The 25,427-nt window shown below is 69.8% G+C and carries 27 protein-coding genes; 13 read left to right on the top strand and 14 right to left on the bottom strand.

The window, feature by feature from the left end; genetic code table 11:
• Positions 1 to 3: 3 nt before the first annotated feature.
• The 4 genes from D7D94_RS05900 to D7D94_RS05885 form a co-directional block, all read right to left on the bottom strand.
• Positions 4 to 1,881, bottom strand: a complete 1,878-nt coding sequence (locus D7D94_RS05900; RefSeq protein ID WP_156241742.1) for an ATP-binding protein — start codon at positions 1,879 to 1,881, stop codon at positions 4 to 6.
• The gene (locus D7D94_RS05895) at positions 1,874 to 3,004 is read right to left on the bottom strand and encodes an SIR2 family NAD-dependent protein deacylase (protein WP_156241741.1); all 1,131 of its coding nucleotides are present in this window, start codon (positions 3,002 to 3,004) and stop codon (positions 1,874 to 1,876) included. Before D7D94_RS05895 ends, D7D94_RS05900 begins: the two co-directional genes overlap by 8 nt.
• Before the next feature lie 440 nt (positions 3,005 to 3,444).
• Positions 3,445 to 4,440 (bottom strand): IS481 family transposase, encoded by a 996-nt coding sequence (locus D7D94_RS05890; protein WP_156241740.1) that lies wholly within the window; start codon positions 4,438 to 4,440, stop codon positions 3,445 to 3,447.
• A gap of 129 nt (positions 4,441 to 4,569) precedes the next feature.
• Positions 4,570 to 4,977, bottom strand: coding sequence for a four-helix bundle copper-binding protein (locus D7D94_RS05885; protein ID WP_156241739.1), 408 nt, complete (start codon positions 4,975 to 4,977; stop codon positions 4,570 to 4,572).
• 160 nt (positions 4,978 to 5,137) lie between these two features.
• Here D7D94_RS05885 and D7D94_RS05880 point away from each other — a divergent pair, with 160 nt between their 5' ends.
• Positions 5,138 to 5,503 (top strand): DUF1622 domain-containing protein, encoded by a 366-nt coding sequence (locus D7D94_RS05880; protein WP_156241738.1) that lies wholly within the window; start codon positions 5,138 to 5,140, stop codon positions 5,501 to 5,503.
• A 3-nt stretch (positions 5,504 to 5,506) separates the two neighbouring features.
• On the opposite strand, the gene D7D94_RS05875 is transcribed toward D7D94_RS05880, so the two are convergent.
• The 3 genes from D7D94_RS05875 to D7D94_RS05865 all read right to left on the bottom strand — a co-directional run bounded on the left by D7D94_RS05875 (position 5,507) and on the right by D7D94_RS05865 (position 7,585).
• Positions 5,507 to 6,391: an NAD(P)H-hydrate dehydratase gene (locus tag D7D94_RS05875; protein ID WP_156241737.1), complete on the bottom strand. Its 885-nt coding sequence runs from the start codon at positions 6,389 to 6,391 to the stop codon at positions 5,507 to 5,509.
• Positions 6,375 to 7,151, bottom strand: a complete 777-nt coding sequence (locus D7D94_RS05870) for a histidine phosphatase family protein (RefSeq protein WP_156241736.1) — start codon at positions 7,149 to 7,151, stop codon at positions 6,375 to 6,377. Before D7D94_RS05870 ends, D7D94_RS05875 begins: the two co-directional genes overlap by 17 nt.
• Before the next feature lie 62 nt (positions 7,152 to 7,213).
• Complete coding sequence (locus tag D7D94_RS05865) at positions 7,214 to 7,585, bottom strand: TraR/DksA family transcriptional regulator (protein WP_156241735.1); 372 nt, start codon at positions 7,583 to 7,585, stop codon at positions 7,214 to 7,216.
• Positions 7,586 to 7,695: 110 nt separating this feature from the next.
• On the opposite strand from D7D94_RS05865, the gene D7D94_RS05860 reads away from it, so the two are divergent.
• From D7D94_RS05860 to D7D94_RS05840, 5 genes are all read left to right on the top strand, one after another.
• The gene (locus D7D94_RS05860) at positions 7,696 to 8,562 is read left to right on the top strand and encodes a Rieske (2Fe-2S) protein (RefSeq protein WP_156241734.1); all 867 of its coding nucleotides are present in this window, start codon (positions 7,696 to 7,698) and stop codon (positions 8,560 to 8,562) included.
• Between the two features lie 87 nt (positions 8,563 to 8,649).
• Positions 8,650 to 9,192, top strand: coding sequence for a PadR family transcriptional regulator (locus D7D94_RS05855; RefSeq protein ID WP_156241733.1), 543 nt, complete (start codon positions 8,650 to 8,652; stop codon positions 9,190 to 9,192).
• A 6-nt stretch (positions 9,193 to 9,198) separates the two neighbouring features.
• Entirely contained in the window at positions 9,199 to 10,881 is a 1,683-nt protein-coding gene (locus D7D94_RS05850) for an ABC1 kinase family protein (protein WP_156241732.1), read from the top strand.
• Between the two features lie 99 nt (positions 10,882 to 10,980).
• Positions 10,981 to 11,322 (top strand): sugar ABC transporter ATPase, encoded by a 342-nt coding sequence (locus tag D7D94_RS05845; protein WP_156241731.1) that lies wholly within the window; start codon positions 10,981 to 10,983, stop codon positions 11,320 to 11,322.
• Between the two features lie 72 nt (positions 11,323 to 11,394).
• Positions 11,395 to 11,907 (top strand): metallophosphoesterase family protein, encoded by a 513-nt coding sequence (locus D7D94_RS05840; RefSeq protein WP_156241730.1) that lies wholly within the window; start codon positions 11,395 to 11,397, stop codon positions 11,905 to 11,907.
• A gap of 71 nt (positions 11,908 to 11,978) precedes the next feature.
• Here the strand turns inward: D7D94_RS05840 and pgi are convergent, their stop codons facing one another.
• Entirely contained in the window at positions 11,979 to 13,664 is a 1,686-nt protein-coding gene (gene pgi / locus D7D94_RS05835) for a glucose-6-phosphate isomerase (RefSeq protein WP_156241729.1), read from the bottom strand.
• A 135-nt stretch (positions 13,665 to 13,799) separates the two neighbouring features.
• On the opposite strand from pgi, the gene D7D94_RS05830 reads away from it, so the two are divergent.
• Entirely contained in the window at positions 13,800 to 14,267 is a 468-nt protein-coding gene (locus D7D94_RS05830) for an SRPBCC family protein (protein WP_156241728.1), read from the top strand.
• Here the strand turns inward: D7D94_RS05830 and D7D94_RS05825 are convergent.
• The 5 genes from D7D94_RS05825 to D7D94_RS05805 form a co-directional block, all read right to left on the bottom strand.
• Positions 14,254 to 14,685, bottom strand: coding sequence for an ATP-binding protein (locus D7D94_RS05825; RefSeq protein WP_156241727.1), 432 nt, complete (start codon positions 14,683 to 14,685; stop codon positions 14,254 to 14,256). The genes D7D94_RS05830 and D7D94_RS05825 overlap by 14 nt on opposite strands.
• A complete protein-coding gene (locus tag D7D94_RS05820) occupies positions 14,675 to 15,007 on the bottom strand; it encodes an STAS domain-containing protein (RefSeq protein ID WP_156241726.1) in 333 nt (110 codons plus the stop codon). Before D7D94_RS05820 ends, D7D94_RS05825 begins: the two co-directional genes overlap by 11 nt.
• Positions 15,004 to 16,962, bottom strand: coding sequence for a glycosyltransferase (locus tag D7D94_RS05815; RefSeq protein WP_156241725.1), 1,959 nt, complete (start codon positions 16,960 to 16,962; stop codon positions 15,004 to 15,006). Before D7D94_RS05815 ends, D7D94_RS05820 begins: the two co-directional genes overlap by 4 nt.
• The gene (locus D7D94_RS05810; RefSeq protein ID WP_156241724.1) at positions 16,959 to 18,107 is read right to left on the bottom strand and encodes a PP2C family protein-serine/threonine phosphatase; all 1,149 of its coding nucleotides are present in this window, start codon (positions 18,105 to 18,107) and stop codon (positions 16,959 to 16,961) included. The genes D7D94_RS05815 and D7D94_RS05810 overlap by 4 nt, the downstream gene beginning before the upstream one ends.
• A gap of 88 nt (positions 18,108 to 18,195) precedes the next feature.
• Positions 18,196 to 18,891: a FadR/GntR family transcriptional regulator gene (locus D7D94_RS05805; protein WP_156241723.1), complete on the bottom strand. Its 696-nt coding sequence runs from the start codon at positions 18,889 to 18,891 to the stop codon at positions 18,196 to 18,198.
• Between the two features lie 112 nt (positions 18,892 to 19,003).
• On the opposite strand from D7D94_RS05805, the gene D7D94_RS05800 reads away from it, so the two are divergent.
• The 6 genes from D7D94_RS05800 to D7D94_RS05775 are packed head-to-tail and all read left to right on the top strand — an operon-like array spanning position 19,004 to position 24,959.
• Complete coding sequence (locus D7D94_RS05800; protein ID WP_156241722.1) at positions 19,004 to 20,386, top strand: GntP family permease; 1,383 nt, start codon at positions 19,004 to 19,006, stop codon at positions 20,384 to 20,386.
• On the top strand, positions 20,386 to 21,153 hold the full coding sequence (locus D7D94_RS05795) for an SDR family oxidoreductase (protein WP_156241721.1): 768 nt from the start codon (positions 20,386 to 20,388) through the stop codon (positions 21,151 to 21,153). The genes D7D94_RS05800 and D7D94_RS05795 overlap by 1 nt, the downstream gene beginning before the upstream one ends.
• 17 nt (positions 21,154 to 21,170) lie before the next feature.
• Positions 21,171 to 22,190: a zinc-binding dehydrogenase gene (locus tag D7D94_RS05790; protein WP_156243343.1), complete on the top strand. Its 1,020-nt coding sequence runs from the start codon at positions 21,171 to 21,173 to the stop codon at positions 22,188 to 22,190.
• Entirely contained in the window at positions 22,187 to 23,743 is a 1,557-nt protein-coding gene (locus D7D94_RS05785; protein ID WP_246171888.1) for a gluconokinase, read from the top strand. Before D7D94_RS05790 ends, D7D94_RS05785 begins: the two co-directional genes overlap by 4 nt.
• A gap of 31 nt (positions 23,744 to 23,774) precedes the next feature.
• Complete coding sequence (locus tag D7D94_RS05780) at positions 23,775 to 23,975, top strand: hypothetical protein (RefSeq protein ID WP_156241720.1); 201 nt, start codon at positions 23,775 to 23,777, stop codon at positions 23,973 to 23,975.
• A gap of 30 nt (positions 23,976 to 24,005) precedes the next feature.
• Positions 24,006 to 24,959 carry a diacylglycerol/lipid kinase family protein gene (locus D7D94_RS05775; RefSeq protein WP_156241719.1) on the top strand — a complete coding sequence of 318 codons (954 nt, stop codon included), beginning with the start codon at positions 24,006 to 24,008 and terminating at the stop codon, positions 24,957 to 24,959.
• A 1-nt stretch (position 24,960) separates the two neighbouring features.
• Here the strand turns inward: D7D94_RS05775 and D7D94_RS05770 are convergent, their stop codons facing one another.
• Complete coding sequence (locus D7D94_RS05770; RefSeq protein ID WP_246171887.1) at positions 24,961 to 25,407, bottom strand: acyl-CoA thioesterase; 447 nt, start codon at positions 25,405 to 25,407, stop codon at positions 24,961 to 24,963.
• Positions 25,408 to 25,427 lie beyond the last annotated feature (20 nt).

The following is a 25,427-nucleotide window of genomic DNA, read 5'->3' as shown; positions in this document are numbered from 1 at the left end:
GATTCAATTTGACTCCTCTTTTTCTTGCGCGTCGTCAGTGATTACACGAATACTGTTCGGCGTAAGGCCACGCCAAGCCCTTGCTACGTCGTCGTAGTCTTGGGGTACTCGCGGAACGTCCCAGCCGCCCGGAAGTTCACGCCCAACGACTTCAGGATCGGCGCTATCAGGGCGCCTTTCCGCAGGTATGTTGACAACAACTCTCGTCGGAAGTTTGACGATGTCGCCGGTGATAAGGGCCTCGCCCGTGCGCAGTACGGGAACGGCGTCGAAAAGGCCCGACAAATTATCGGGCAACGTTGACCTGACGAGGCCGCGGTCGGAGGTATTGCTCAATCGAAGCACGATGAATGAACCAAGCTGTGAAAGGACAGTCGGCCTGATTTCGCTAGGCCTCTGGCTGACGATGAGCGTACCTATGCCGAACTTGCGGCCTTCCTTCACAATACGCTCGACTGCTTCGCCTGCTGCGTCATTGCTGTCGTTCAGGTACCGATGTGCCTCTTCGAGAACGATCAAGAGAGGTCGCTCCCGTCCACCTTCGGAAAGTTTCCGCGCCCAAATCAGAGACTCATAGAGAAGGCGAAGTAGTACGCTCACCACGCGCTGCAGGACTTGATTCGGAACACCTGATAGGTCGGCGATGACAATTGGCCTGTCGGCGCCGAGCCAGGTCTCGAGAAATTCGCCAACATCTTTCTGCGTTTCGCCAGTGAGTGAGACGTCCCAAGGCCCGGGACGGAAGAGGAAGTCATAGCGTGGATCACGTAACTTTGCGCCGAGCGCATCGGTCTGGCGTCGTATGTTGATGCTTGAGCCGCTGAGGTAGATCCGCTCTTGCCCGCCTGCTGTGGCGGGCCTGTAAGTGGGGGGAGTCACGCTCTCTATGTCTCCGCGCAAATCGTTGCCGTCCGAGTCAACGGCATACGCGCGCGTTTCGTTCGTCTGCGCATTTGGGGCAACTGTGTGGGTTGAGAAGTGCATTTCATGCAACGACATCCAAAGTTTTCGAACGCTGAATGGAAGAGGTGTGTCAGCCGTGACTGCGTGGACATTCAATCCGAGGTCTGGGTGACGCTCGACGAAAGCGCGTTTGGCCTCTGTAACGTGAGCTTGCACAAGCGTCGCCGAGTTGTCGTCAACGGTGCCGAGCGCGAGAGAAAGGAAGTCGTCGAACGGAAGCGCCCAGTATGGCAGGCACAATTGTTGTGTGTTCCTGGTCTCAGTAGCATTCTCCGTGGCGTCGACCTGAAGGCATAAGGCCAAGTCGCCGAACGCGTGAGCGTACTCGCCGTGGACATCGACTACAAGGACCCGTGAGGAAGGGAAGCGTGCTGGCTCGGCCAGGGCGCTCAGAATTGCTGAGACTGTGGTTGACTTGCCACTTCCCGTGCTGCCAACAACGGCGGCGTGACGTGTGACCAGTTTCGTTACGTCGATTAGCGCCGGAAGATGAGGCGCGTTAGCGATATGACCGATGCGAATCGACTTGGAGCGGTCCTTCACCTCATAAATGCGATTCAGGTCGTTGGATGTAACGAGGAGAACTCGGTCCCCGATGGACGGGTATCTCGCGACGCCGCGATTGAAACTTCCATCGCGATGAGCTTCGCCGAGAAGCTCTAAACGCATCCATGGTCGCCCAGGAACGGCGCCTTCGATCGGTTCCTCAGACTGAGTCGAAGAGCCTACCTGTACGACAACAGCGAAGAGATCGACTAGGCCGAGTGGGATCCGTACATACGCGCCTACCTGGCCAACGAAATAGGCATGCCCACGAGAAAAGGTGAGGCCTGGAGCTGCTTCGGGAAGAACAGCGGCGGTTATCGTATCGCCCTGCACGTTAGCGACATCTCCGATGTGCGTGGGGTCGCTACTCATCGGCGCCTTCCTTATGCGGGAGTTCGCCAGTGAGGCTACGCAATAGTTTCCCGAGTTCGGTGAAATCCCCGAGCGTAAACTTTGGCGACGATGTTGCGTCCGGTGCGGCGTTGTCCGGCGACCAGGGGCTCGAGACGCTTCCCACAACCGCGGCGTCTTCAGCTAGGAGCATCAGATTAGGTAGCCCCTTAGCAAGCGCCACCGCATCGTCGTAGCTATTGAGCGAGCCGAACAGGAGCCCTTGAACGCTCGCAGTAGGGTTAGCTCGTAACGACTGGTCGATGACCTCGTTGATGTGTTGATCGCGGAAGGAGAACCCGGTTGTGATGAGAATTGCTCCAGGCTTCCGCATGAACGCCTTGAGACGATCCATCATGGCGAGGTACGGCAGACGGCGACTTTGGTCGTACTTCAGATGGCTTGGGTATACGAGGGCTGACGACGCGTCGCTGGCGTCGGGAGGCCGACGTACCACGTTTCCGTCGGGGTCCTGAGACCAGTTAATCGAGCCGTGAAGCTTCCATAGCAGCGTCCAGCGGCTCGGCAACTGGTCTTCCTCGATAGCTTGCAGGTCGAAGCTTGGTTCCCGAGAGCCCATGAAACCATCGAAGTAGGCTACGCGCTGGCGTTCCAATGCCTGTTCCATCAAGAGGTCGTAGTTGGTCGTGAAAATCTGAGTCGGCACTATTCTTCGCACTGCGCTAACCCACAGGGCAAGTGCGAAGTACGGATTGTCTCCGGGTGGCAGGGATTGGTCCACATGAGTTCGCACAACTTTGCAGATTTCGGCGTCGAGCTTCGATAGGACCTCGACGCTGACGCCGCGGATGTCGCTTGAACCCGGGAGGGCTGCCAATGAGCGCACGTAGTTCAGGAGCGACTCAAGGTTCGCAGAGTCTTTCGGTTCCAGATGCCCGAGGAGCGTGTCGACGGCCGTCGCGTAGGCGGGATTCAGTTCGGCCCTAACCTTCGCCGTGAGTTCCTCGAGACCTGGGATGAGGGGCACGCCGTTCGGTCGCATCGACATAGGCGCCCCGGCACCGATAAGAAATCCGAGAGGCTTCTTTTCTTGTTCCAGGGCGGCCCTGATGTAGTCCATCTGCTGTTGCAGCTCGTGAGTCATGGCGGCCTCGCTTCCTGAATGCAATCTATCTGCTTGGAGACCCCCGCCCCTGGCGCCTCGCACACTCCATCCCGTGAACGACGCATCTCAAACGTCGCGGAACCCGCGCCTTTACTGAGGTGGGGTGGGAATAAGAGCGCTTGTCGGTGCACGTGCCAGTCGAGGTCAACCGGCCGTGTCAAAGGAACGAGCGAACTACGAGATGAAGCTCAGCGGTCGGCCCATTTGGTCCCGGCGGCGGCGTGGCGGATCTGAGAATGCGCGCCGCGGCCGTCCCCTTGACGGGTCCGCTCGGGTTGGGGAAGCGCGTTGACCCGCCTCGTGAGCCGAAGGAGCCTCGTTCCTTCGCCGAGGCGGTAAGCGGTCGGGGGGCTGCGTGACGTTACCGCCGTTGCTCCTACTGCCAGCCTCCGCGACCGCGAGCGACGGGGCCGGCTCCCCTAGTTGTAGTGCCCAGCCAGGTTGTTTGAGATCCGGCTGATGGGCGGGAGCTTTCCGATCGCGGTGTGGGGCCTGTGGTGATTGTAGAAGTGCAGCCAGGCCGGGAGGGCTGCGCGTCGGGCTGACTCGCTGTTGTAGTGCTTCGCGTAGGCCCAGCCGTCGGCCATGGTGCGGTGGAAGCGCTCGATCTTCCCGTTCGTCTGCGGACGGCGCGGGCGGGTGAACTTCGGCCGGACGTCGAGATCGTCGCAGGCGTGCTTCCAGGCGTGGGAGCGGTAAGCCGAGCCGTTGTCGGAGAGCACGCGTTCGACGCGGACCCCGCGGTCGGCGAACCACGAGACGGCGCGTCGTAGAACCCCGATCGCGGTCTCGGCGCGCTCATCGTCGTGGATCTCCGCGTAGGCGACGCGGGAGTGATCGTCGATCACGGTATGAACGAATGCGTAGCCGAGGATCTCGTGGCGGTGCTTGTCCCGCGCCAGGCCCGGAGTTGCCTGGCGGTTCCAGTCGCCTTGTTGACGGCCGACGAACCGCCACCCGCCGCCGAGCGGAATGTTGCCGAGCTTCTTCACGTCGACATGGATCAAGGCGCCTGGCGTCTCGTGCTCGTAACGCCGCGCCTGCTCTCCCGTCTTCACGTCGACGTGAGTGAGGCGGTTCAGCCGGCATCGGGTCAGAACCGCGTGCACGGTCGAGGCGGGCATGTCCAGCCGCCCGGCGATCTGAACCGGGCCGAGACGCTTGCGGAGCCGCAGGTGAACGATCTTCTTCACCAGCAACTGCGGGGTCTTGTTCGGGTGCGTATGCGGGCGCGAGGAGCGATCGGTCATCCCCGCCTCGCCGAGCTCGGCATAGCGGCGCGCCCACTTGGCCGCGGTCGGCCAGGAAACACGGAAGTAGCCCGCCGCCGCGGCGATGCTCCATCCGTCGTCGATGATCAACCGCGCGATGCGCAGGCGTTGGCGCCGCGTCAGCGCCGCATTACCGTGGGACACGAGAACCTCCGGGTCGTGAGTGAGTGTCTAAGCAGCTCCACTCTGACCGGAGGTTCTCGTCATGTCACGGCAACCAGATCAAACAACGTCCCTGGGCACTACACCTAGTAGTCGCGAGCGGCGCCCCCCTCACCCCAGCTCGGCCAGCAGCTCCTGGCACGCCTGCTCGCACCGGCGGCATGCCTCGGCGCACAGACGGCAGTGGTCGTGCATATCGGCGTGGCTCTCGCACTCCGCGGCGCAGGTTCCGCACACCGCCGCGCAGGCCGTGACGACCGCGCGCACGGTCGCCGCGTCGAAGGCGGTCTGCCGGGAGAGGATGCGCCCGGTCGTCGCGCAGATGTCAGCGCAGTCCTGGTCGGTGCGGATGCACTTCGCCATCTCGGCGACCATGTCCTCGGCGAGACACGCGTCCGCGCACGAGGTGCAGGTCTGCGCGCAGGCCAAGCACGCCTCGATGCACGGGGCGAGCTTCGCCTGGTCCACTGCGGGCTCGCCGGGATGGGTCTTCAGCATGGTCTGAACGTCGTGAGCCAACGGGTCCTCCTTCGCTGGATGGTGCCGGCGCACGCCCCGCGAGGCGGATGAACCGGCCGGGGCCCCGACGATAGTCCACCCGCCCCCGGCACGTCGACCTCTCGCGTCGCCGGCAGCCCGCCCTCTAGCGTGGCGCCCGGCGCAGAGGAGAGGACGAGACATGGACTTCCAGGAGATCGTCGAGGGATTCGGCAAGGTCGTCGACGCCGCCGGGGTGATCGCCATCGTGCTGGGCGCGCTCGCCGCGGTGGTCTTCGCCATCGGCGGGATGGCCCAGCGCAAGCAGAACGTGTACGGCCGGTTCCGCAGGTTCCTCGGCCGCTCTATCCTGCTCGGCCTGGAACTGCTCGTCGCGGCCGACATCATCCGCACCGTGGCGGTGACGCCGAGTCTCGACAGCGTCGCCGTGCTCGCCGTGATCGTCGTCATCCGGACGTTCCTCAGCTGGTCGCTCGAGCTCGAGATCACCGGCCGCTGGCCCTGGCAGAAGGCCCCGGCGTCGGAGACCGCGGAAGCCTCCGCCTGACGATCAGGCGAGGTCGGCGATGATGCGCGGGAACTCCGCCGGCAACTCCCCGGCGAGGTAGCCCACGCACTCCTCGCCGTGCGCGAGCCGATCGCCCGCCGCCGCGTGAACGTACGTGCCCCAGACGGCCGCCTGCGCGGGAGAGACGCCCCGGGCGGCGAAGCCGGTGACCGCCCCGGCGAGCACGTCGCCGCTGCCGGAGGTGCCGAGGCCGGGGCCGCCCGCCTTGAGAGTCCAGGTCGCGCCGTCGGGCGCCGCGACGAGCGCCTGCGTGGCGACGGCCGCACCGTAACGGCGGGCGACCTCCTGCGCGGCACGGCGGATGCGGCGCGCGTCGTCGGGCGCGATCTCCTCGCCGTCGCCGAGCAGCGTGGCGAGCTCGACCGGGTTCGGCGTGAGGATGAGGCGGTCGCGCAGCGGTCGCACGAGCTCCAGCTGATCGGCCACCGAGGCCAGCGCATAGGCGTCGAGCACGAAGACGAGCTCAGCGGGCGCTTCGGCGACGAGACCCGCGACGATCTCGCGGGTCGCGTCGATGTCGTCGAGGCCCGACCCGATGAGCGCAGCGCTCTTGTTCGCGAGCTCAGGCAGGAGAGCGCCGGTTGCATCGCCGCGGACGGACCCCGCGGCGTTGTCGGGCAGCGGAACCACGCCTGACTCCGGCACGGCGACGGCGACGGCGGCCGCGACCGACCGTGCGACGGCGAGCGTGATCTTGCCGGCCCCGACGCGCAGCGCTGCGGTGCCGGCGAGCATCGCCGCCCCCGGGCTGCGGAGCGACCCGCCGACGACGAGCACGGTGCCGCGGTCGTACTTCGATCCGCCAGGGGCGGGGAGCCCCCACCCGCGCAGCAGACGGGGCGAGACGCGCTCACTCCGCCGAGACATGCGACACCTCCTCGGCGGCTTCGGTCGCACGGTTCACGCGCGGATCCGGCCGGCCGGTGTGCAGCGTCGCCTCGACGCCGTGCTCGCGCAGGTGCGTGACGTCGCCGACGACCGAGGCGACCCACGCACCTGCCGGGTCGCGCTCGAGAAGCGTGACCGACGCGTTCGGGGCCGGCGCCTCGACGGCGGCCGCGAGCACCTGGTGCTCGTCCCACCCCTCGAGCACGTAGCGGAGGAGATGGATGATCGCCTCGTGCGCGAACACCACGCCGGTCTCGGCCGAGCCGCCCTGCGCCTCGGCGAGGAACGAGCGGAGCCGCAGGGCGACATCCGCCCACGACTCGCCCCCCGGCGGCCGGTAGAAGAACTTGCCCAGGTGGGCGCGGCGCTCGGTCTCGGACGGGTAGCGGGCGAGGGTGCCGTGCGAGGTGAGGTGATCGAGGATGCCCAGCTCGCGATCGCGCAGCCGTTCGTCGGCCATCGCCGCCCGCTCGAGGTCGGCGGCGTCCAGCGCGCGCGCCGACGTCTGCATCGCGCGACGGTACGGGGATGTCCACACGGCGGCCTCGAGACCGACGCCGAGTTCGCGCAGGGCCGTGCCGAGGGCATCCGCCTGCGCCTCGCCGGTGGGGGAGAGCGGGGTGTCGGCATCGCGGAAGGGCAGGTCGATGACCTCGTCGCCGGAGAATTCGGCGGCGCTCGCCGCCTCGTTGCCCACGCTCTCGCCGTGTCGGATCAGGATGAGCCGCTGGAGTCGCATCGTCCGAGGGTAACGACCCACCGCCATCCGTCGGCAGGGCTTGCGCTCGCCGCGCGGGCCTTCTATGTCGCGCAGGAGACGCAGGTCAGCGCGGTCGGCCTCGCCTCGAGCCGGCCCAGCGGGATGGGGCGGCCGCAGCGCTCGCAGAAGCCGTAGCGGCCGTCTGCGATGCGGGTGAGCGCGGCGTCGATGTCGACCAGGCGGCTGCGCGAGGCCGAGAGCAGCGTGGAGGTCTGCGAGCGCTCGAACGCGATCGTCGAGCCCTCCGGGTCGTGCTCGTCGTCGTTCGCGGTGTCCTGCGACGCGGCCACGATCGAGGTGAACGTGCCGGCGAGCGACGCGAGCAGGCGCTCGGTCCGCTCGCGGTCGGCGAGCAGCAGGACGCGGATCTCGTCGAGATTCGCGTCGGTGAGGGCGGGCTGGTCATCGGCCATCCCTCATCATCTGCCAGGGGAGGCGCGCGCATGCAACCCCGTGACTCCCGCCGCGTGAGCGGCTATACCGGAGACACCGAGCGCTGATCACCACCGAAGGAGCGAGCGACATGCCACAGGCGACAGAGATGATGCGGGGCGCCCTGAGCGCGATCGGCGGCGCGAAGGGGCTCGACGCTCCCGCGAAGAAGGTGTCGGGATGGGTGACCGCCGCCACGCGCGCGACCCCGGTGAAGAACCTCCTCTCGGGCTCATGGCTCGGGCACCAGCTGCACCCGATGCTCACCGACGTCCCGATCGGCGCCTTCACCTCGGCGACGCTCCTCGACCTCTTCGGCGGAGACGACACGGCAGCGGCATCGCGTCGCCTGGTGGGCGTCGGCATCCTCGCCTCCGCGCCCACGGCCATGTCCGGTGCATCGGACTGGTCCGACACGATCGGCGAGGACCGACGGGTGGGCCTCGTCCACGGCGCCATGAACGGCGTGGCCACGATCCTGCAGACCGCCTCCTGGTTCGCGCGTCGACGCGGCCACCGCGGCGTCGGCGCCGGCCTCAGCCTCCTCGCGATGGGCCTGACCCTCGGGTCGGCCTACCTCGGCGGGCACCTCTCCTTCGCCCGCGGCGTGGGGGTGAACAACACCGCGTTCCAGGACGAGACGACGACGTGGACCGACGTCGCGGCCGACGCGGAGCTCACCGAGGGTGCGCTCACTCGCGTGGACGTCGACGACGTCCCCGTGCTCCTCGTGCGGCAGCGCGGTGAGCTGCGCGCGATCTCCGCGGTCTGCTCGCACGCGGGCGGTCCGCTCGAGAAGGGCACCCTCGACGACAGCGGCTGCGTCACCTGCCCCTGGCACGGCAGCCGCTTCGACACCGCGGACGGGGCCGTGAAGCGCGGCCCGGCCAGCGTGCCGCAGCCCCGGTGGGACGTGCGCGTCGAAGAGGGCCGCGTCCTCGTCCGCTCGGCCGGCTGAGGTCCGAGCCGCACGCGTACCCCCTGGTGCTGGGCCGCTCGACGACATATCGTCAAGTATCGTTCGACGGTCGTGAAGGAGGCCATCATGAGCAGTTCGTTCCCCACCGGTCCATTCGGCACCGGCAATCCGCTCGACGGCATGTGGCAGATGATGGACCAGCTGCGTGCATCGTTCGACAAGCGCGGCAGCAGCGGTCGGATGGGGCGCGGCGACGTCCGCGCGGCCGTCCTCACGCTGCTCGCCGAGCAGCCCATGCACGGCTACCAGATCATCCGCGAGATCGAGGAGCGCAGCGGCGGCTCGTGGAAGCCGAGCGCCGGCTCCGTGTACCCGACCCTGCAGCTGCTGGCCGACGAGGGCCTCGTCACGACCGAGGAGTCGGATGGACGCAAGACGTACATCATGACCGACCTCGGCCACGCGGAGGCTGCGAAGTCGCAGGCGCCGTGGGAGTCGTCGCACCGGAGCGAGCACGGCGGATTCGGCGCGCTTCCGAAGGCCGGCATCGACCTCGCGCAGGCCGCCGCCCAGGTCGGACGCACGGGAACGCCCGAGCAGGTGCAGGAGGCGGTCGGCGTCCTCGAGGACGCACGTCGCCGGCTCTACGCGATCCTCGCGCAGGGCTGAGCGCCGGTGGCATCGGCAGAGGGGGCGCCGGCCCGCCCGGCCGCGCGCTCCCGCTACCGACGCATCCTCCGGTTCGCCGCCTGGAATCTCGCCGTCCAGTGGTGGTACGAGCTGTTCCTGCCGCGGATCGGGCTGCAGCGCGTCGCGGATCGCAGCCGGACGAGGCGCCTGCTGCGCTTCGCCCGGCGCTTCCGCGTGCTCGCCGTCGAGCTCGGCGGCCTCATGATCAAGGTCGGCCAGTTCCTCTCCTCGCGCCTCGACGTGCTGCCGCCCGAGGTCACGTCGGAACTCGCCGGTCTGCAGGACGAGGTCCCCCCGGTGCCGTTCGCGGCCATCCGCACCCTCGCCGAAGCGGAGCTCGGCCTGCCGCTCGAGCGCGCGCTCGCCGAGATCGAGGAGCGGCCGATCGCCGCCGCGTCGCTCGGGCAGGCGCACCGCGCGCGCCTGCGGGCCGATGACGCCGCGGAGACCGGCATCGCCGAGGTCGTCGTCAAGGTGCAGCGGCCCGGCATCGACGAGATCGTCGCCGTCGACCTCGCCGCCCTGCGGCGGGTGGGCGGATGGCTGAGCCGCGTCCGCGCGGTGTCGTCGCGTGTCGACGCTCCCGCGCTCGTGGCCGAGTTCGCCGCCACCTCCCTGGAGGAGATCGACTACCTGCACGAGGCGGCCGCGTCGGAGCGCTTCGCGGCGGACTTCGCCGGGGACGCGCGCGTGGCCATCCCTGCCGTCGTCTGGGAGCGGACGACCCGGCGCGTCCTCACCCTGGAGGACGTCACGGCGATCAAGATCACCGACGCCGAGGGGCTCCGTGCCGCGGGAATCGACCCGGCCGTCGTGGCGCCCGTGTTCGCGGCGGTCATGTTCGACCAGATGTTCGGCACGGGCTACTTCCACGCCGACCCGCACCCCGGCAACATCTTCGTCACGCCCAGCGCCGACGGCAGCTGGAAGCTGACGTTCATCGACTTCGGCATGATGGGCGCGGTGCCCGACTCGACGCGCCGCGGCCTCCGTCGTCTCCTCATCGCGGCCGCGGCTCGGGATGGCGCCGGTCTCGTCGCGGCCGTGCAGGACGTCGGCGTGCTGCTGCCCTCCGCCGACACCACCGAGCTCGAGCGGGCGATGACGCAGCTGTTCGCCCGTTTCGGGGGGATGGGCTTCGCGCAGCTCCGTGAGGTCGATCCGCGGGAGTTCCGCGATTTCGCGACGGAGTTCGGCGACCTGGTGCGCTCGCTCCCGTTCCAGCTGCCGGAGAACTTCCTCCTCGTCATCCGCGCCGCGTCTCTCACCTCGGGGGTGTGCAGCGCGCTCGATCCCGAGTTCAACCTCTGGGACTCCGTCGAGCCGTACGCCGCGCAGCTCCTCCGCGACGAGCGGCGCAACGTGATGCAGGACGTGGCGAAGGACACGATGGACGCCGCCGGCGTCGCTCTGCGCCTGCCGCAGCGGATCGACCGGCTCGCCGCCCGTCTCGAGGACGGCTCGATCGCGGTCACCACGCCGAGCCTCGAGCGATGGCTCGCGCGCCTGGAGAGCCGACTGCGCCGGCTCATGTCGGCGGTCCTCTTCGGAGCCCTGGTGCTCTCGGGCGCCATCCTGCAGGCCGCCGGCGTCGACCTCGGCGCGTGGCTCATGGGCGCCTCGGTGCTGCCCCTCCTGCACGCGCTGCTGGCGAGCCGGCGTCACTGACGCCGGTACCCCGCACGCCTTCGGCGCGTCAACCCCGTCGACCTGAGGCTCCCGCTCGCGCAGAGTGGGAGCATCAGCACCACCGACAGGAGGACGCCCATGGACGCCGAACCGCGCGACAGCCATATCGTCGATGACCCCGACGCCATCCAGCCCATCCGCGAGGGTGAGGCGACGTCGTACGCCGATCCCTCGGACGACCCGGCGCAGGCCGAGTGGGAGCACACGGAGGCCCTCGATGCCGGCGCGCCGCTTCGCGCGGACGGATCCATCGACACCGCGACGGGGGCCGACCCCGACGAGCTGGCCTCCGACGAGGAGCAGATCCCGCGCATCGACCAGCCGGGCGCGGGCCTCCAGCCCGAGAGCCAGGCCGACGACCCGATCATCGCGGAGCTCGGGGAGGACGGCGAGGGCGACCTCGCCCCCGAGGACATCTGACACGGGAGGCCGCGGTCCGCGTCGAGCGGGCCGCGGCCTCGGCCGTGCGCGCTTCCGAGAGAGGATGACGACATGGTGACCCGCCTGCTCCTCCTCTCCGACACCCACGTGCCCGCGCGGGCGAAGCGGCTCTCCGATGTCGTCTGGCGCGCGGTCGACGCCGCGGACGTCGTCGTGCACGCCGGCGACTGGGTGGACGTCGCCACGCTCGACGTCCTGGAGGAGCGCGCGTCGCGCCTCGTCGCCGTGTGGGGCAACAACGACGGCGCCGCGCTTCGGGCGCGCCTGCCCGAGGTCGCCGTCGCGTCGGTCGAGGGGCTGCGGATGGCCGTGGTCCACGAGACGGGAGCGGCGCGCGGCCGGGAGGAGCGGATGGACGCCGCTTACAGCGGTCGGGGGATCGACCTGCTCGTCTTCGGCCACAGCCACATCCCGTGGGACTCGACGACTCCGGGCGGCATGCGGCTGCTGAACCCCGGCTCGCCGACCGACCGGCGGCGCCAGCCGGTGTGCACGCTCATGACCGCGGTCGTCGACGGGGGCGGGCTGCGCGATGTCGAGATCGTGCCCGTCGAGCGCGCGTGAGAGCACGCCGCACATCGCGTCCGAGCATGACTGAGGGGGCCGGCCGCGCGGCCGGCCCCCTCAGTCGGGTGTCAGTGCTTCCGCTGCGCGCGGTAGTAGGCGAGAAGCGCCTTCGTCGATGCGTCCTGCGCCTCGAGCGCGCTCTCGTCGCCCTCGAGCGCGGGGGCGATCTGCAGGGCCAGCTGCTTGCCGAGCTCCACGCCCCACTGGTCGAAGGAGTTGATGCCCCAGATCGCGCCCTGTGTGAAGACGATGTGCTCGTACAGCGCGATGAGCTGCCCCAGCACGGCCGGCGTGAGCGCGGGCGCGAAGATCGACGTCGTGGGGCGGTTGCCCGGGAACGTGCGCGCTGCCACGAGCGGCCCGGTCGTGCCCTCGGCCTCGACCTCCTCGGCGGTCTTGCCGAACGCGAGCGCCTTCGTCTGCGCGAGGAAGTTCGCCAGCAGCAGGCCGTGCACGTCGCGCCCGCCGTCCTGCAGCGGGTACGCGGGGTTCGCGAACGCGATGAAGTCGGCCGGGATGAGGCGCGTGCCCTGGTGGATCAGCTGGTAGAACGCGTGCTGGCCGTTCGTGCCGGGCTCGCCCCAGAAGATCTCGCCGGTGTCGGTGGTGACGGGGGAGCCGTCCCATCGGACGGACTTGCCGTTCGACTCCATCGTGAGCTGCTGCAGGTAGGCCGCGAAGCGGTTCAGCTGCTGCGCGTACGGGAGCACCGCGTGCGACTGCGCGCCGAGGAAGTTCGTGTACCAGACGTTGAGGAGGCCCATGAGGACGGGCACGTTCTGCGCGAGCGGGGCGGTGCGGACGTGCTCGTCGACGGCGTGGAAGCCCGCCAGCAGCTCGCGGAACGCCTCCGGTCCGAGCACGATCGCGAGCGACGTGCCGATGGCGGAGTCGACGGAGTAGCGGCCGCCGACCCAGTCCCAGAAGCCGAACGCGTTCTCGGGGTCGATGCCGAAGTCGGCGACCTTGTCGAGCGCGGTCGACACCGCGACGAAGTGATGCGCGACGGCGTCGGTGCGCGCGGCCTCGTCGGCCGAGATCGCGCCCTTCTCCTCGAGCTGCGCCCACAGCCAGTCCCGCGCGAGCCGCGCGTTGGTCAGCGTCTCGAGGGTCGTGAACGTCTTCGACGCGACGATGAAGAGCGTCGTCTCCGCGTCGAGGTCGGCCACCTTCTGGGCGAGGTCGGTCGGGTCGATGTTGGAGATGAAGCGCGCCTGGATGCCCGCATCGGCGTAGGGCGCGAGCGCCTCGTAGACCATGACCGGCCCGAGATCGGAGCCGCCGATGCCGATGTTGACGACGTGCGTGACCCGCTTGCCGGTCACGCCGCGCCACTCGCCGCTGCGCACGCGGTCGGCGAACGCCGACACCTTCTCCAGGACGGCCTGCACGTCGGCGTCGACCTGCTGGCCGTCGACGACGAGCGCCGGCTCCGCGCCGGCGGGGCGGCGCAGTGCGGTGTGCAGCACCGCGCGGTCCTCGGTGGTGTTGAGGTGCGCGCCCTCCAGCATCGCGGCGAAGCGCTCCGCCACGCCCGTCTGCTCGGCGAGGCGCACGAGCGAGGCGAGGATGTCGTCGGTCACGAGGTTCTTGGAGAGGTCCACATGCAGATCGGCGAGCGGCAGGCTCAGCCGCTCCGCGCGCGCGGAGTCCGCGGCGAACCAGCCGCGGAGGTCGGGGGTGAAGCCCGCGCGATGCGCGTCGAGCTCGGCCCAGGCCGATGTGGACGTGGGGTCGACAGGAGCAGCGGTCATGCTGCAACCGTACCGATTGCCGGGCCGGGGTGCTCCGCTCGTCGTGCTCGCGCCCCGGGTGTGTCAAGCCCTGCGCCCCGCCGCGCCCGGCGGCATAGCGTGAGGACACGAGCCGAACGAACGGGAAGGTCGACCATGTCGAGCAATGTGCGCGAGATCCGCTGCAGCCCCGAGACGCTGTTCCGCGTCCTCGGTGACGGATGGCTGTATCCGGTCTGGGTGGTCGGCGCGTCGCGGATGCGCCAGGTCGAGGCCGAATGGCCGCAGCCCGGATCGCGGCTCCACCACTCCTTCGGCAGCTGGCCCGCGCTCATCGACGACACCACCGTGTGCCTGGAGTGGGACCCGCCGCACCGCATGGTGCTGCAGGCCCGCGGCTGGCCGATCGGCGAGGCGAAGGTGACGATCGAGGTGAAGCCGCGCGGCGAGGGCTCGGTGGTCCGCATCCTCGAGCGCGCCGACGAAGGGCCGGGCACGCTCGTCCCGCAGTTCGTCATGGACCCGATGCTGCACGCGCGCAACAACGAGACCCTCCGCCGGCTGGCGTTCCTCGCCGAGGGGCACGCCGACCGGCAGCGCTCCTCGGCGCCTACGAGCGAGTGACTCCGCCTCGGCGGACGAGGAGCCAGATGTTGCCGTCCTCGTCCGACCGGTGCTCGAGTCGATCGAGCGTGGCCTGAGCGAGAGCGAGTCCGCGCCCGGACTCGGCGTCGTCCCCCGGCATGCCGACGGCCGACCAGTCGATCTGCACCGGCGCCGCGGTGTCCTTGATCACCGCGCGCAGCATGTCCTCGCTTACCTCGAGCTCGGCGGACGTCACGAGGTCCGGAGCGCCGGGAGCGTGCGTGGCGACGTTGGTCGCGATCTCCGACACCGCCAGCGTGAAGAGCATGCGGTCCTCGTCGGCGACGTCGGGCGCCTCGTCCCACAGCTTCTCGAGGGCGTCGAGGACGGCGTCGACGAAGGGGAGATCCGCGCGTCCCTCGACGCGGGCGCGGCGGGTGCGGTCGTCAGCGGACATCGAACGCGGATTCCACGGACTCGTGCTCGCGCAGCACGCGATCGAGGTTCGTCAGCTTCATCACCGAGCGCACGCCCGCCGGCACCTGGGCGATGCGGAGGTCGCCGCCTGCGACGCGTGCGGTCTTCAGGCCGCTGATGAGGGCGCCGAGCCCGGACGAGTCGACGAACTCCGTCGCGCCGAGGTCGACGACGATCTGCGCGTGGCCGGCGTCGACGAGCTCCTTCACGGCGTCGCGCAGGCGCGGGGCGCCCGAGGCGGTCAGCCTTCCGGTGATCGTCACGACGGCGTAGCGCCGGCGGATGTCGGTGGTCAGGTTCATGCTGCTGCCTCTCGGTCGGGAGCGGGTTCGGGGGCGGGGCCGCGGTAGAAGGCCGCCTGGAGGATGACGCTGAGCACGACGAGGTCGTACGTGACCCACGCCGTGTTGACGAGGGTGCCGAGGCCATCCGCGGTTCCGATGAACACGCGCACGGCCCCGATGACGAGCGCCACGACGAGCGTTCCCATCGCGGCGAGCTGCGGCCAGATCTGACGCCACGGGACGCCGTTCGGGTCGCGACCGTCCTTGCGGGTGACGGCGAAGCCCAGGGGGCGCTTGAGCACGACGTTGGCGAACGCCGTCCAGCACGCGCGGATCCACACCGGGAAGAGCGCGAGGGAGTACTGCTGGCCGCGCCACGTCTTCATGCCGCGACCGACCACGAGGAAGAGCAGCTGGTTGACGAGGAACGCCGGCAGGAACCGGGCGAAGAAGTCGACCGACCAGGCCGTCACCGGGAGCACGCCGAAGACGAGGTAGACGACGGGCGCGGCGATGTAGATGAGCGCGGTGAAGCCGGACAGGTAGCTCCACATGGTCGCGAAGTACATGAGGCGCTGCCCGCCCGACAGCCCGCGCTTGACGAGCGGGTTGTCGCGCAGCATCACCTGCAGCGTGCCCTGCGCCCAGCGGAGACGCTGCGTGAGCATGGTCCGCAGGTCCTCGGGGGCGAGACCGCGGGCGAGGATCTCGTGGTGATAGACGCTGCGCCATCCGAGCGCGTGCAGCTGCATCGCCGTGGCCATGTCCTCGGTGACCGAGATCGTGGCGAGGGGGAGGACCGGCTGGGCCTCGTCGGAGCGGTCGATCCGCAGGGCGTCGACGAGACCGGCGACGGCCTCGAGCGCGCCGAGCGGGGAGAGGTCGGCGGCGGCGAAGGCGTCGAGGGCCGCATCGTCGACGACGACCGCATCGAGCTCGGCGTCGCGTTCGACGGGCAGGCTGCGGATGACGTCGAGGTCGTCGCGGATGCCGGCCATGTCGTGCGTGAGCAGACGCAGCGACGCCTGGTCGACCACGGCCCGCAGAGCGAACGTGATGTCGGCCACCGGCTCGCCCTGCGCGAGCGCGGCCCTGGCCTTGACGATCTCGTCGCGCACGGCGACGAGCTCCTCGCGGAGCTCGGGGTCGCCGGTCGCGCGGATCTCGCGCCGCATCAGCGTCTCCGAGGCGCGGAGGGCGCGCGCGGTGGAGTCGGCCACGTCGCGCACATATCCGACGATGCCGAGCTGCATGAGCGCCTCGCGCCGCAGGATCGCGTTCGATCCGCAGAAGAACGCGGCGTTCCAGCCATCCTTGCCCTGCTGGATGGGACCGTAGAACAGCGGCGCCTGACTCCCGAGCGGGTCGGCCTCATCGACGTTCGAGAACCACTGCGGGGTCTGCACGAGCGCGACCTCGGGGTCGTCGGCGAAGTAGCCCAGCGTGCGGTGCAGGATGAGCGGGTCGGGCACCTGGTCGGCGTCGAGGATGAGGAGGAACTCGCCGTCGGTCTGGAAGAGGGCGTTGTTGAGGTTGCCGGCCTTCGCATGGCGCGGCTTGCCATCCCACTCCTCGGAGCGGCGGATGTAGCCGATGCCCGCCTCTGCGGCCGCCTGCTCGAGCTCGGCGCGCGAGCCGTCGTCGAGGATCCACGTCTCGTGCGGGTACGCGATGCGCTTCGCGGCGATCGCCGTGTGCATCACCATCTCGATGGGCTCGTTGTAGGTCGTGATGAACACGTCGACGGTGCCCTGCGGGTCGGACGTCGGCGCCGGCCGATCGCGGGCGCGCCACATCGTGAGGCAGAACAGCACGGTGTCGATGACGCTGTAGGTCTCGGCCATCACGAGCGGAACGGCGATCCACCACGCCTCCCAGTTCACGGAGGCGAGCCAGCGCCAGGCGACGTAGTTCACGCCCAGCAGGACCGACAGCACCGCCAGGACGCGGATGGCCGCGAAGCGCCCGTTCATGCGTCGCGCCTGACGACGACCACGGTGATGTCGTCGATCGCGTCCGTCACGAGGCGCAGCGCCTCGTCCACCGCGCCCGCCGGTCCGCGCTCGTCGAGGATCCGGGCGACGTGCCCGAAGGGATCCTCGGGATCCAGCACGTCGAGAAGACCGTCGCTGCAGCAGAGGAGGGCGTCGCCGGGCTCGAGGACCGCACGAGCGACCTCCCGGTCCTCGGGAGGGATCATCCCCATGCCCAGCGGAAGCCCGGTCGAGCGCACCGGCAGCCAGGAGCCATCCGCCCGCATGACGAAGGCGAGGCTGTGCCCCGCGTCGACGAGTTCGAGAGCTCCGGTCTGCATGTCGATGTCGGCGTGCACGGCGGTGACGAACATCGTCAGGTCGCCGAGGTCCTCCTCGAGCAGGCGGTCCACCTCGGCGACGGCGGCGACGAGCGGCCGCGAGGGTGCGGTGCGGAACGACGCCCGCACGGCCGAGGCGATGAGGGCGGGGCCCGTGCCCTTGCCCATGACGTCGGCGAGGGTGAGTCGGATGCGTCCGTCGCGGAGGGCCAGGTCGTAGAAGTCGCCGGCGAGGCGGCCCCGCGCGGCAGAGCCGCCGGCGAGCGTGTAGCCGGGCACCTCCGGGAGGCGGCGGGGAGTGAGGTTGCGCTGCACGAGCACGGCGTGGTCGAGCTCCTGCTCGTTCGCGAGCTCGGTCTGCACCCAGAGGGCGAGGTCTCCCAGCATCTTGCGTTCGTCGTCGTCGAAGGCGCGGGGCTGCGTGTCGAGCAGGCACAGGGTGCCGATCGGCTCGCCACCCGGCGCGTGCAGGGGCTGGCCGGCGTAGAAGCGCAGGTGCGGGTCGCCGGCGACGAACGGGTTCTCGGCGAACCGCTCGGTCGTCGATGCGTCCTCGACCACGAGGGTGGCGTCCTGGCGCACCGTCGCATCGCAGAAGGCGTCCTCGCGGGGGGCCTCCCGGCCGCCGAGGCCGATCTCCGACTTGCGCCATTGCCGATCGCGATCGATGAGGGTGACGCTCACCATCGGCACGTCGAAGATGTCCTTCGCGAGCCGCGTGATGCGATCCACGCGCTCGTCCGGCGGCGTGTCCAGCACCCCCAGCGCGTCGAGTGCCTGCTGTCGCCGTCGTTCGTCGATCATCCCCCGCCTTCCGATGGTCTTCCCGATATCCTAGGCAGGCTCGGAAGCGCGCCCTGAGGGTTGACACCCCCGACGGAGTCGGCCAGGGTCAGGTGCCGTGGTCGGCGATCTCCTGCCAGACCGTCCGCATGTGCGAACGGGAATGCCGTTCCGCCGCGTCGGCGTCCGCGGCGGCGATCGCCTGAGCCGTTCGCACGTGCTGCTCGAGGGTGCCGGGGGCGGGCGTGCCGGGGGTGAGTCCCAGGTGCGCGCGGCCGGCGAGCACGTCGTGCACGGGCGTGACGAGCGCGGTGAGCAGCGGGTTGCCCGACGCCTCGAGCAGCGTGCCGTGGAAGTCGAGGTCGGTCTGCAGGTAGTCGGGCGAGTCGCCGCGGCCCCGGGCGCCGAGCTCCTGCAGTCGCTCGGCCAGACGCAGCAGCTCCGCCCGCTGCGCCGCCGTCGCCCGCGCGGCGGCGAGACGAGCGGCCATCGGCTCCACCGACACGCGCAGTTCCATGAGCGCCTCGAGCTGCTGCTGCCGGAACGGGCCGTCGAGGCTCCAGCGGATGAGCTGCGGGTCGAACGCGTCCCACCGCTCGCGCGGCTGCACCGTGATGCCGACGCGGCGACGCGAGGCGACCATCCGGATGCTCTCGAGCACGCGCACGGCCTCCCGCACGACGGTCCGGGATGCCCCGTACTCGCTCTCGATCTGCGCGAGCGTGAAGACGGAGCCGGGGCGCGGGTCTCCCGAGGCGATGCGGCGCCCCAGGTCATCCAGCACATCGCCGTGCACGCGCGCCATGCCGCTCCCTTGCTCGCTCGTTACGTAGTATCTTATCTGCCTATTAAGTAGTACCTTTCCTGCCTGGCGAGCGCGCTACCGCGTTCGATCCCTCGATTCAACGGAGAACCCCATGGAAGACTGGACCCAGACGATGGGCGCCGGGCCCCTGCTCGCCATCGCGGCCGCTGCCGTCGCGCTCATCCTCTTCCTCGTCATCAAGGTGCGGCTGCACGCGTTCCTCGTGCTCATCGTCGTCTCACTGCTGACCGCGATCGCGACCGGCATCCCGATGGGCGCGCTCGTCAACGACGTCCTCGTCGCGAGCTTCGGCTCCACGCTGGGGTCGGTCGCGTTGCTCATCGGACTGGGCGCCATCCTCGGCCGCCTCATCGAGTCGAGCGGCGGCGCGAAGGTGATCGCCGAGAAGATGGTCTCGATCTTCGGCGAGAAGCGCGCGGCCTTCGCCCTCGGCGTCACCTCGCTCATCCTCGGCTTCCCGATCTTCTTCGACGCGGGTCTCGTCGTCATGCTGCCGATCATCTTCGCCGTCGCGCGTCGCATCGGCGGCAAGAACCTGCTGCTCTACGGCTTCTCCGGCGCGGCGGCCTTCTCGGTCATGCACGTCTTCCTGCCGCCGCACCCGGGCCCGGTGTCGGCGACGGAGTTCTTCGAGGCGGACCTCGGCATCGTCCTGCTCCTCGGTCTCGTCATCGCCTTCCCGACCTGGTACCTCTCCGGCTACCTGTGGGGCAAATTCGTCAACAAGCGCTACCCCATGATCGTGCCCGCCCTCTTTGGACAGGCCGACGACGACCAGCCGCAGAATCCACCGAAGGCGTCGACGGTCATCTGGATCCTCGTGCTCCCGCTCGTGCTCATCTTCATGAACACCGGCCTCAACGCCCTCGGCTCGGTCGGCGCCGTCGACCGCGACGCCACCTGGGTGCAGGCGCTCATGCTCGTGGGCACCTCGCCGGTCGCGCTCCTCATCACGTCGCTCATCGCGCTGCTCGTGCTCGGCAAGTTCCGCGGCGAGAACGGGTCCGCGCTCGAGAAGCTCGTCGAGGGCACGCTGGGCACGGTCTCGTCGGTCATCCTCATCACCGGCGCCGGCGGCATGTTCGGCGGGGTGCTGCGCGCATCGGGCATCGGCGACGCGCTCTCGAGCACGCTCTCCGACCTGGGCCTGCCCATCATCTTCGCCGCGTACGTCATCGCCGTCGCGCTCCGCGTCGCGCAGGGCTCGGCCACCGTCGCGCTCGTCACCACGGCGGGCCTGCTCGCGCCGGCCGTCATCGACGGCGGGTTCAGCGCGATCGACACCGCCGCCATCACCCTCGCTGCCGCGGCGGGCTCGGTGTTCGCCAGCCACGTCAACGACTCCGGCTTCTGGCTCGTCGGACGCCTGATGGGCATGGACGTGAAGACGACGCTGAAGACCTGGACGGTGCAGCAGGCGATCGAGTCCGTCGTCGGATTCGCGCTCGTCCTCGTCATCTTCGCGATCTTCTGATGACGGACATCTTCGACATCTCGGGTCGTTCGGCTCTCGTGACGGGTTCGTCGCGGGGGTTGGGGCGTTCGCTTGCGCTCGCGCTGGCGGAGGCGGGTGCGGATGTGGTGCTGCACGGGCGGGATCGGGACGCGCTCGTCGCGACGCGTGACGCGATCGCGGAGGCGACGGGTCGGGAGCCGGGTGTGGTGGCGTTCGATGTGACGGATGCTGCTGCGGTGGAGCGGGGTGTGGGTGATCTCGTCGCGGAGCGGGGCGTGCCGGACATCCTGGTGAACAATGCGGGGGTGCAGCGGCGGGCGCCGTTCACGGAGTTCCCGGTGGCGGATTGGGATGCGGTGGTCTCGGCGAATCTGTCGAGCGTGTTCTATGTGTCGCGGTTCGTGACGCCGGGGATGGCGGAGCGGGGGTCGGGGAAGGTGGTGAACATCGGGTCGGTGCAGTCTCAGCTGGCGCGGCAGACGATCGCCCCGTATTCGGCGTCGAAGGGCGGGGTGGCGATGCTGACGAAGGGGATGGCGGCGGATCTTTCGCGTTTCAACGTGCAGGTCAACGCGATCTCGCCGGGCTACTTCGCGACGGAGATGAACCGTGCGCTGGTCGAGGACGAGGCGTTCGACGCGTGGTTGCGGGCGCGGACTCCGGCTCAGCGGTGGGGGGATTTCCGGGAGCTGTGGGGGACGTTGCTGTATCTGGTGTCGGATGCGTCGAGTTTCGTGTCGGGGCAGAACATCTTCGTCGACGGTGGGATGACGGCGGTCGTATGAGCGAGAGGGAGGCGATGATGCGCGCGGCGTTCATCGACGGCAAGGAGCAGATCGACGTGCGGAACGCTCCGGCGCCCGAGCCCGGGGCGGGGGAGGTGCGGGTGCGGGTGGAGTTCGTGGGGATCTGCGGGTCGGATCTGCACTACTACTTCGAGGGCGCGAACGGCGAGTACGTGGTGCGTGAGCCTCTGGTTCCCGGGCACGAGCTGTCGGGGCGGGTGGATCTGGACCCGTCGGGGCGGCTGGCGCCGGGGACTGCGGTGACGGTGCATCCGGCCCGGTTCGGCTCTCCGGAGCGGGGGATCGAGGGGGACCGGCATCTGTGGCCGGGCGGGTCGTACCTGGGTTCGGCGTCGACGTGGCCGCATACACAGGGCGCGATGAGCGAGCTGCTGGTGGTGGGGGAGGACATGGTCCGGGTGCTGCCGGGGGGCCTGCCGGTGCGGCGGGCCGTGCTCGCCGAGCCGCTCGCGGTCGCCCTGCACGCCGCGGCCCGGGCGGGGGATCTCGCCGGGGCGCGGGTGCTGGTGTCGGGGGCGGGGCCGATCGGGCTGCTGGCGGTGGCGGCCGTGCGGGCGCGGGGCGCTGCGCACGTGACGGTGAGCGATGTGCTCGAGGCGCCGTTGGAGCGGGCGCGTGCCCTGGGCGCGGACGCGGTGGTGCGGGTCGGGGTGGACGAGCTGCCGGGGAACGCGTTCGATGTGGTGCTGGAGTGCTCGGGGGCGCCGGTGGCGATCTCCGCCGCCGGTGGCGCGGTGCGTCGCCGGGGTGTGGTGGTGCAGGTCGGGATGGTGCCGAACGAGCCGCGCCCGGTGAACCTGGCCCCGTTCATCTCGAAGGAGGTCGCGCTGGTGGGCACGTTCCGGTTCGACGACGAGATCGACGAGGCCGTGACGCTGCTGACCGCGCGGCCCGAGATCGAGCAGGTCGTCACCCACGTGCTGCCCCTCGACGACGTCGCCGACGCCTTCGCCCTCGCCCGCGACTCCCAGACCTCGAGCAAGGTCGTCATCGCCCTCCCGAGCGCAGAGCTGTGACGGCCGCAGAGACCGGCGCAGGGACGGTCGCGGGTACCGCGCGCGACATCGTCATCGGTGTCGACATGGGCACGACGGCGACGAAGGCCGTCGCCTGGACGGTGGACGGCGACCTCGTCTCCTCGGCCTCGCGCGGCTACCCGCTGGAGGAGCCGCACCCCGGCCACGCCGTGCAGGATCCCGACCTCATCCTCGAGGCCGTGTACCAGGCCATCCGAGAGGTCGTCGAGCAGATCGGCGCCGAGCGCGTCGCCGGGCTGTCGTTCTCGTCGGCGATGCACTCGCTGATGGCGCTCGACGCGGGCCTGCGGCCGCTGACTCCCGTGGTCACCTGGGCCGACACCCGCGCCGCCGTCCAGGCCGAACGACTGCGCGCGTCGGCGGCGGGCCTGGCCCTCCACCGTCGCACGGGCACCCCCATCCACCCCATGTCGCCGCTGACGAAGCTCATCTGGTTCCGCGAGCAGGAGCCGCGGATCCGCCAGGAGGCCGCGATCTGGGCCGGAATCAAGGACTGGGTGCTGCTGCGGATGTGCGGCGCCCTCGTCATCGACCACTCGCTGGCGTCCTGCTCGGGTCTCATGGACATCCATCGACTGGCGTGGGACGAGGAGGCCCTGTCGCTCGCCGGCATCCGCGCGGAGCAGCTGCCGGAGCTCGTCCCGACCACGACCATCCTCGAGACGATGACCGAGGAGGGCGCCGCGGCCACGGGGCTGCCCGCCGCCACTCCGGTCGTCGTGGGCGCGGGGGATGGCCCGCTCGCGAACCTCGGTGTCGGCGCCGTCCGGCCCGGCGTCGCGGCCTGCTCGATCGGCACGAGCGGCGCCCTGCGCGTCGCCGTCGACCGGCCCGCGGTCGACCCGCGCGGCGGCGTGTTCTGCTACGCGCTCACGGAGGACCGCTGGGTCATCGGCGGCGCCATCAACAACGGCGGCGTCACCCTCGACTGGGTGCGCTCGGAGATCGCGGGCGGGCACGAGCTCACCACCGCGGAGCTCCTCGACGCCGCCGCCACCGTGCCGGCGGGGTCGGGCGGGCTGCTCATGCTGCCGTACCTGCTGAGCGAGCGCGCGCCGCACTGGAGCAGCATCGCGCGGGGCTCCTACATCGGGCTCACGCGCGCGCACCGCACCGAGCACCTCGTCCGCGCGGCGGTCGAGGGCGTCGCGATGCAGCTGGCGCTCGTGCTGCAGTCGATGCGGGCCGCCGATCTCGAGGTGCAGGAGATCCGCGCCACCGGCGGCGTCATGCAGCACCCGCTGTGGCAGCAGACGCTCGCCGACGCGTTCGGCGCGCCGGTCGGGTTGCTGGAGGGCCAGGAGGGGTCGAGCTACGGCGCAGCGCTCCTCGGCATGCAGGCGCTCGGGCTCATCGAGTCGATCGACGTCGCCGCGCAGCGCCTGCCCGTGCACGAGACGATCCGCCCCCATCCGGGCGATTCGGCCGTGTATCGCGCGCTGCTGCCGGTGTTCGACGAGCTGTACGACGCGCTGCTGCCGACGCACACGCGGCTGCGGCGGCTCACCCCGTCGCTTCCGATCTCGTTCTGACGGGGGAGGCGGCAGCGCCTACCATGACGGGGTGGGCTCCGGGAAGAAGAAGAAGGGCAAGCGGGACAAGCCGAAGAAGACCTGCTGCAAGTCGAAGCCACGCTGCAAGCGCTGTCCGATCCGGATGCTCGCGGAGGGCAGACTGGACCCAGCCGACGCGAAGGAGATCTTCGCGAAGGAACGCAATCGCAAGCAGGCGAAGAAGGCCCATCTCGTCGTCCCGGGGGACTGACGGAGCCGCGCCGCCGAACAGAGGGAGCGCATGGCACACGAGCGGATGGCCATCATCTGGAATCCCGCCAAGACCGAGCGCGAGGTGCTCGAGCGCGGGCTCGACACCGCCCTCCATGCGGCGCTGACCGACGAGCTTCCCGACATCTCGTGGTGGGAGACCACGCCCGAGGACCCCGGGCAGATCGTCGCCGAGCTGGCCCTCGAGTGGGGCGCCGACGTGATCGTCACCGCAGGGGGTGACGGCACCGTGCGCGCGGTCGCGGAGCGGCTCGCCGAGCCGGGGGCGGGCGCGGAGCTCGCGATCGTGCCGCTCGGCACCGGCAACCTCCTCGCGCGCAACCTCGACATCCCGCTCGCCAGCCCCGCGGCCGCCTTCGCGCGGGCGTTCGCGCGCCAGCCGCGACCCCTCGACCTGGGATGGCTCGAGACCGAGCTCGCGGGCGAGCCGACGCGCATGGCGTTCAGCGTGATGGCCGGCTTCGGCATCGATGCGCACATGATCGTCGAGACGAGCGACGACCTGAAGGGCCGGGTCGGATGGCTGGCCTACGTCGAGTCGCTCGGTCGCGCCGTCAATGCGAGCGAGGTCGTGAAGATGCGGATCGCCGTCGATCACGGTGAGTTCGTCGCGGCGGCGGGGCACACGCTGCTCATCGGCAACTGCGGCATGCTGCAGGGCGGCATCAGCCTCATGCCCGACGCGAACCCGTCAGACGGCGAGCTGGACCTGCTGCTGCTGAGCGCGGAGGGCCTGGCCGGCTGGCTCGACACCATGCGCTCGTTCATGTGGGAGAACGGCGTGCGTCGCATGCTCGGTGCGACCGACAGGGCCGAGAGCACCTCGACGGCCGCGCACTCGCGCGCAACCGCGGTCGACGTGCGCCTGCCGCGGCCCCGCGTGCTCGAGGTCGACGGCGAGGAGATCGGCGAGGTCGAGGGCTTCGCCGTCGAGATCCAGGCCGGAGCGGTGTCCGTCCGCTGAACTAGGGCAGGCGGATGGCCCCGGTCGCGGAATGCTGCGTCGGCATGCGATCGCGCTTGTAGGTGATCGAGTCGTAGCCGTGCGGCGAGGGGAGCCCGTCGTCGCCGATGCTCACGAAGACGATCTTCTCGATCGTGAGGATGGTCTTCCGCGTGATCATGTTGCGGACGACCGCGCGCATGGTCAGCGACGTGCGGCCGAAGTGCGTCGCGATGAGGCCCATCTCGACGAGGTCGCCCTGCAGCGCGGAGGCCTGGAAGTTGATCTCGGAGATAAGCTTCGTCACGACGCGGTAGTTGCCGAGCTGGATGATCGCGTAGATCGCCGCTTCCTCGTCGATCCACTTCAGCAGGCTGCCGCCGAACAGGGTGCCGTTCGCATTGAGGTCCTCGGGGCGGATCCACTTGCGCGTGTGGAAGTTCATGCCGTCGGTGTCGGGAGTGCTCATCGCGGCCAGCCTACGCCCAG

The sequence above is a fragment of the Microbacterium oryzae genome (assembly GCF_009735645.1).
GTDB classification, from domain to species: domain Bacteria; phylum Actinomycetota; class Actinomycetes; order Actinomycetales; family Microbacteriaceae; genus Microbacterium; species Microbacterium oryzae.
The sequence above is the reverse complement of the archived record's forward strand: the minus strand, read 5'-3'. Positions and strand labels throughout refer to the sequence as shown.

Bases quoted from the DNA above. Each gene is read 5' to 3' on its own strand.
- D7D94_RS05900 (WP_156241742.1), bottom strand. From the start codon at position 1,881: ATGAGTAGCGACCCCACGCACATCGGAGATGTCGCTAACGTGCAGGGC.
- D7D94_RS05895 (WP_156241741.1), bottom strand. From the start codon at position 3,004: ATGACTCACGAGCTGCAACAGCAGATGGACTACATCAGGGCCGCCCTG.
- D7D94_RS05880 (WP_156241738.1), top strand. From the start codon at position 5,138: ATGGACTTCCAGGAGATCGTCGAGGGATTCGGCAAGGTCGTCGACGCC.
- D7D94_RS05875 (WP_156241737.1), bottom strand. From the start codon at position 6,391: ATGTCTCGGCGGAGTGAGCGCGTCTCGCCCCGTCTGCTGCGCGGGTGG.
- D7D94_RS05870 (WP_156241736.1), bottom strand. From the start codon at position 7,151: ATGCGACTCCAGCGGCTCATCCTGATCCGACACGGCGAGAGCGTGGGC.
- D7D94_RS05865 (WP_156241735.1), bottom strand. From the start codon at position 7,585: ATGGCCGATGACCAGCCCGCCCTCACCGACGCGAATCTCGACGAGATC.
- D7D94_RS05860 (WP_156241734.1), top strand. From the start codon at position 7,696: ATGCCACAGGCGACAGAGATGATGCGGGGCGCCCTGAGCGCGATCGGC.
- D7D94_RS05855 (WP_156241733.1), top strand. From the start codon at position 8,650: ATGAGCAGTTCGTTCCCCACCGGTCCATTCGGCACCGGCAATCCGCTC.
- D7D94_RS05845 (WP_156241731.1), top strand. From the start codon at position 10,981: ATGGACGCCGAACCGCGCGACAGCCATATCGTCGATGACCCCGACGCC.
- D7D94_RS05840 (WP_156241730.1), top strand. From the start codon at position 11,395: ATGGTGACCCGCCTGCTCCTCCTCTCCGACACCCACGTGCCCGCGCGG.
- pgi (WP_156241729.1), bottom strand. From the start codon at position 13,664: ATGACCGCTGCTCCTGTCGACCCCACGTCCACATCGGCCTGGGCCGAG.
- D7D94_RS05830 (WP_156241728.1), top strand. From the start codon at position 13,800: ATGTCGAGCAATGTGCGCGAGATCCGCTGCAGCCCCGAGACGCTGTTC.
- D7D94_RS05825 (WP_156241727.1), bottom strand. From the start codon at position 14,685: ATGTCCGCTGACGACCGCACCCGCCGCGCCCGCGTCGAGGGACGCGCG.
- D7D94_RS05820 (WP_156241726.1), bottom strand. From the start codon at position 15,007: ATGAACCTGACCACCGACATCCGCCGGCGCTACGCCGTCGTGACGATC.
- D7D94_RS05815 (WP_156241725.1), bottom strand. From the start codon at position 16,962: ATGAACGGGCGCTTCGCGGCCATCCGCGTCCTGGCGGTGCTGTCGGTC.
- D7D94_RS05810 (WP_156241724.1), bottom strand. From the start codon at position 18,107: ATGATCGACGAACGACGGCGACAGCAGGCACTCGACGCGCTGGGGGTG.
- D7D94_RS05805 (WP_156241723.1), bottom strand. From the start codon at position 18,891: ATGGCGCGCGTGCACGGCGATGTGCTGGATGACCTGGGGCGCCGCATC.
- D7D94_RS05800 (WP_156241722.1), top strand. From the start codon at position 19,004: ATGGAAGACTGGACCCAGACGATGGGCGCCGGGCCCCTGCTCGCCATC.
- D7D94_RS05795 (WP_156241721.1), top strand. From the start codon at position 20,386: ATGACGGACATCTTCGACATCTCGGGTCGTTCGGCTCTCGTGACGGGT.
- D7D94_RS05790 (WP_156243343.1), top strand. From the start codon at position 21,171: ATGCGCGCGGCGTTCATCGACGGCAAGGAGCAGATCGACGTGCGGAAC.
- D7D94_RS05775 (WP_156241719.1), top strand. From the start codon at position 24,006: ATGGCACACGAGCGGATGGCCATCATCTGGAATCCCGCCAAGACCGAG.
- D7D94_RS05770 (WP_246171887.1), bottom strand. From the start codon at position 25,407: ATGAGCACTCCCGACACCGACGGCATGAACTTCCACACGCGCAAGTGG.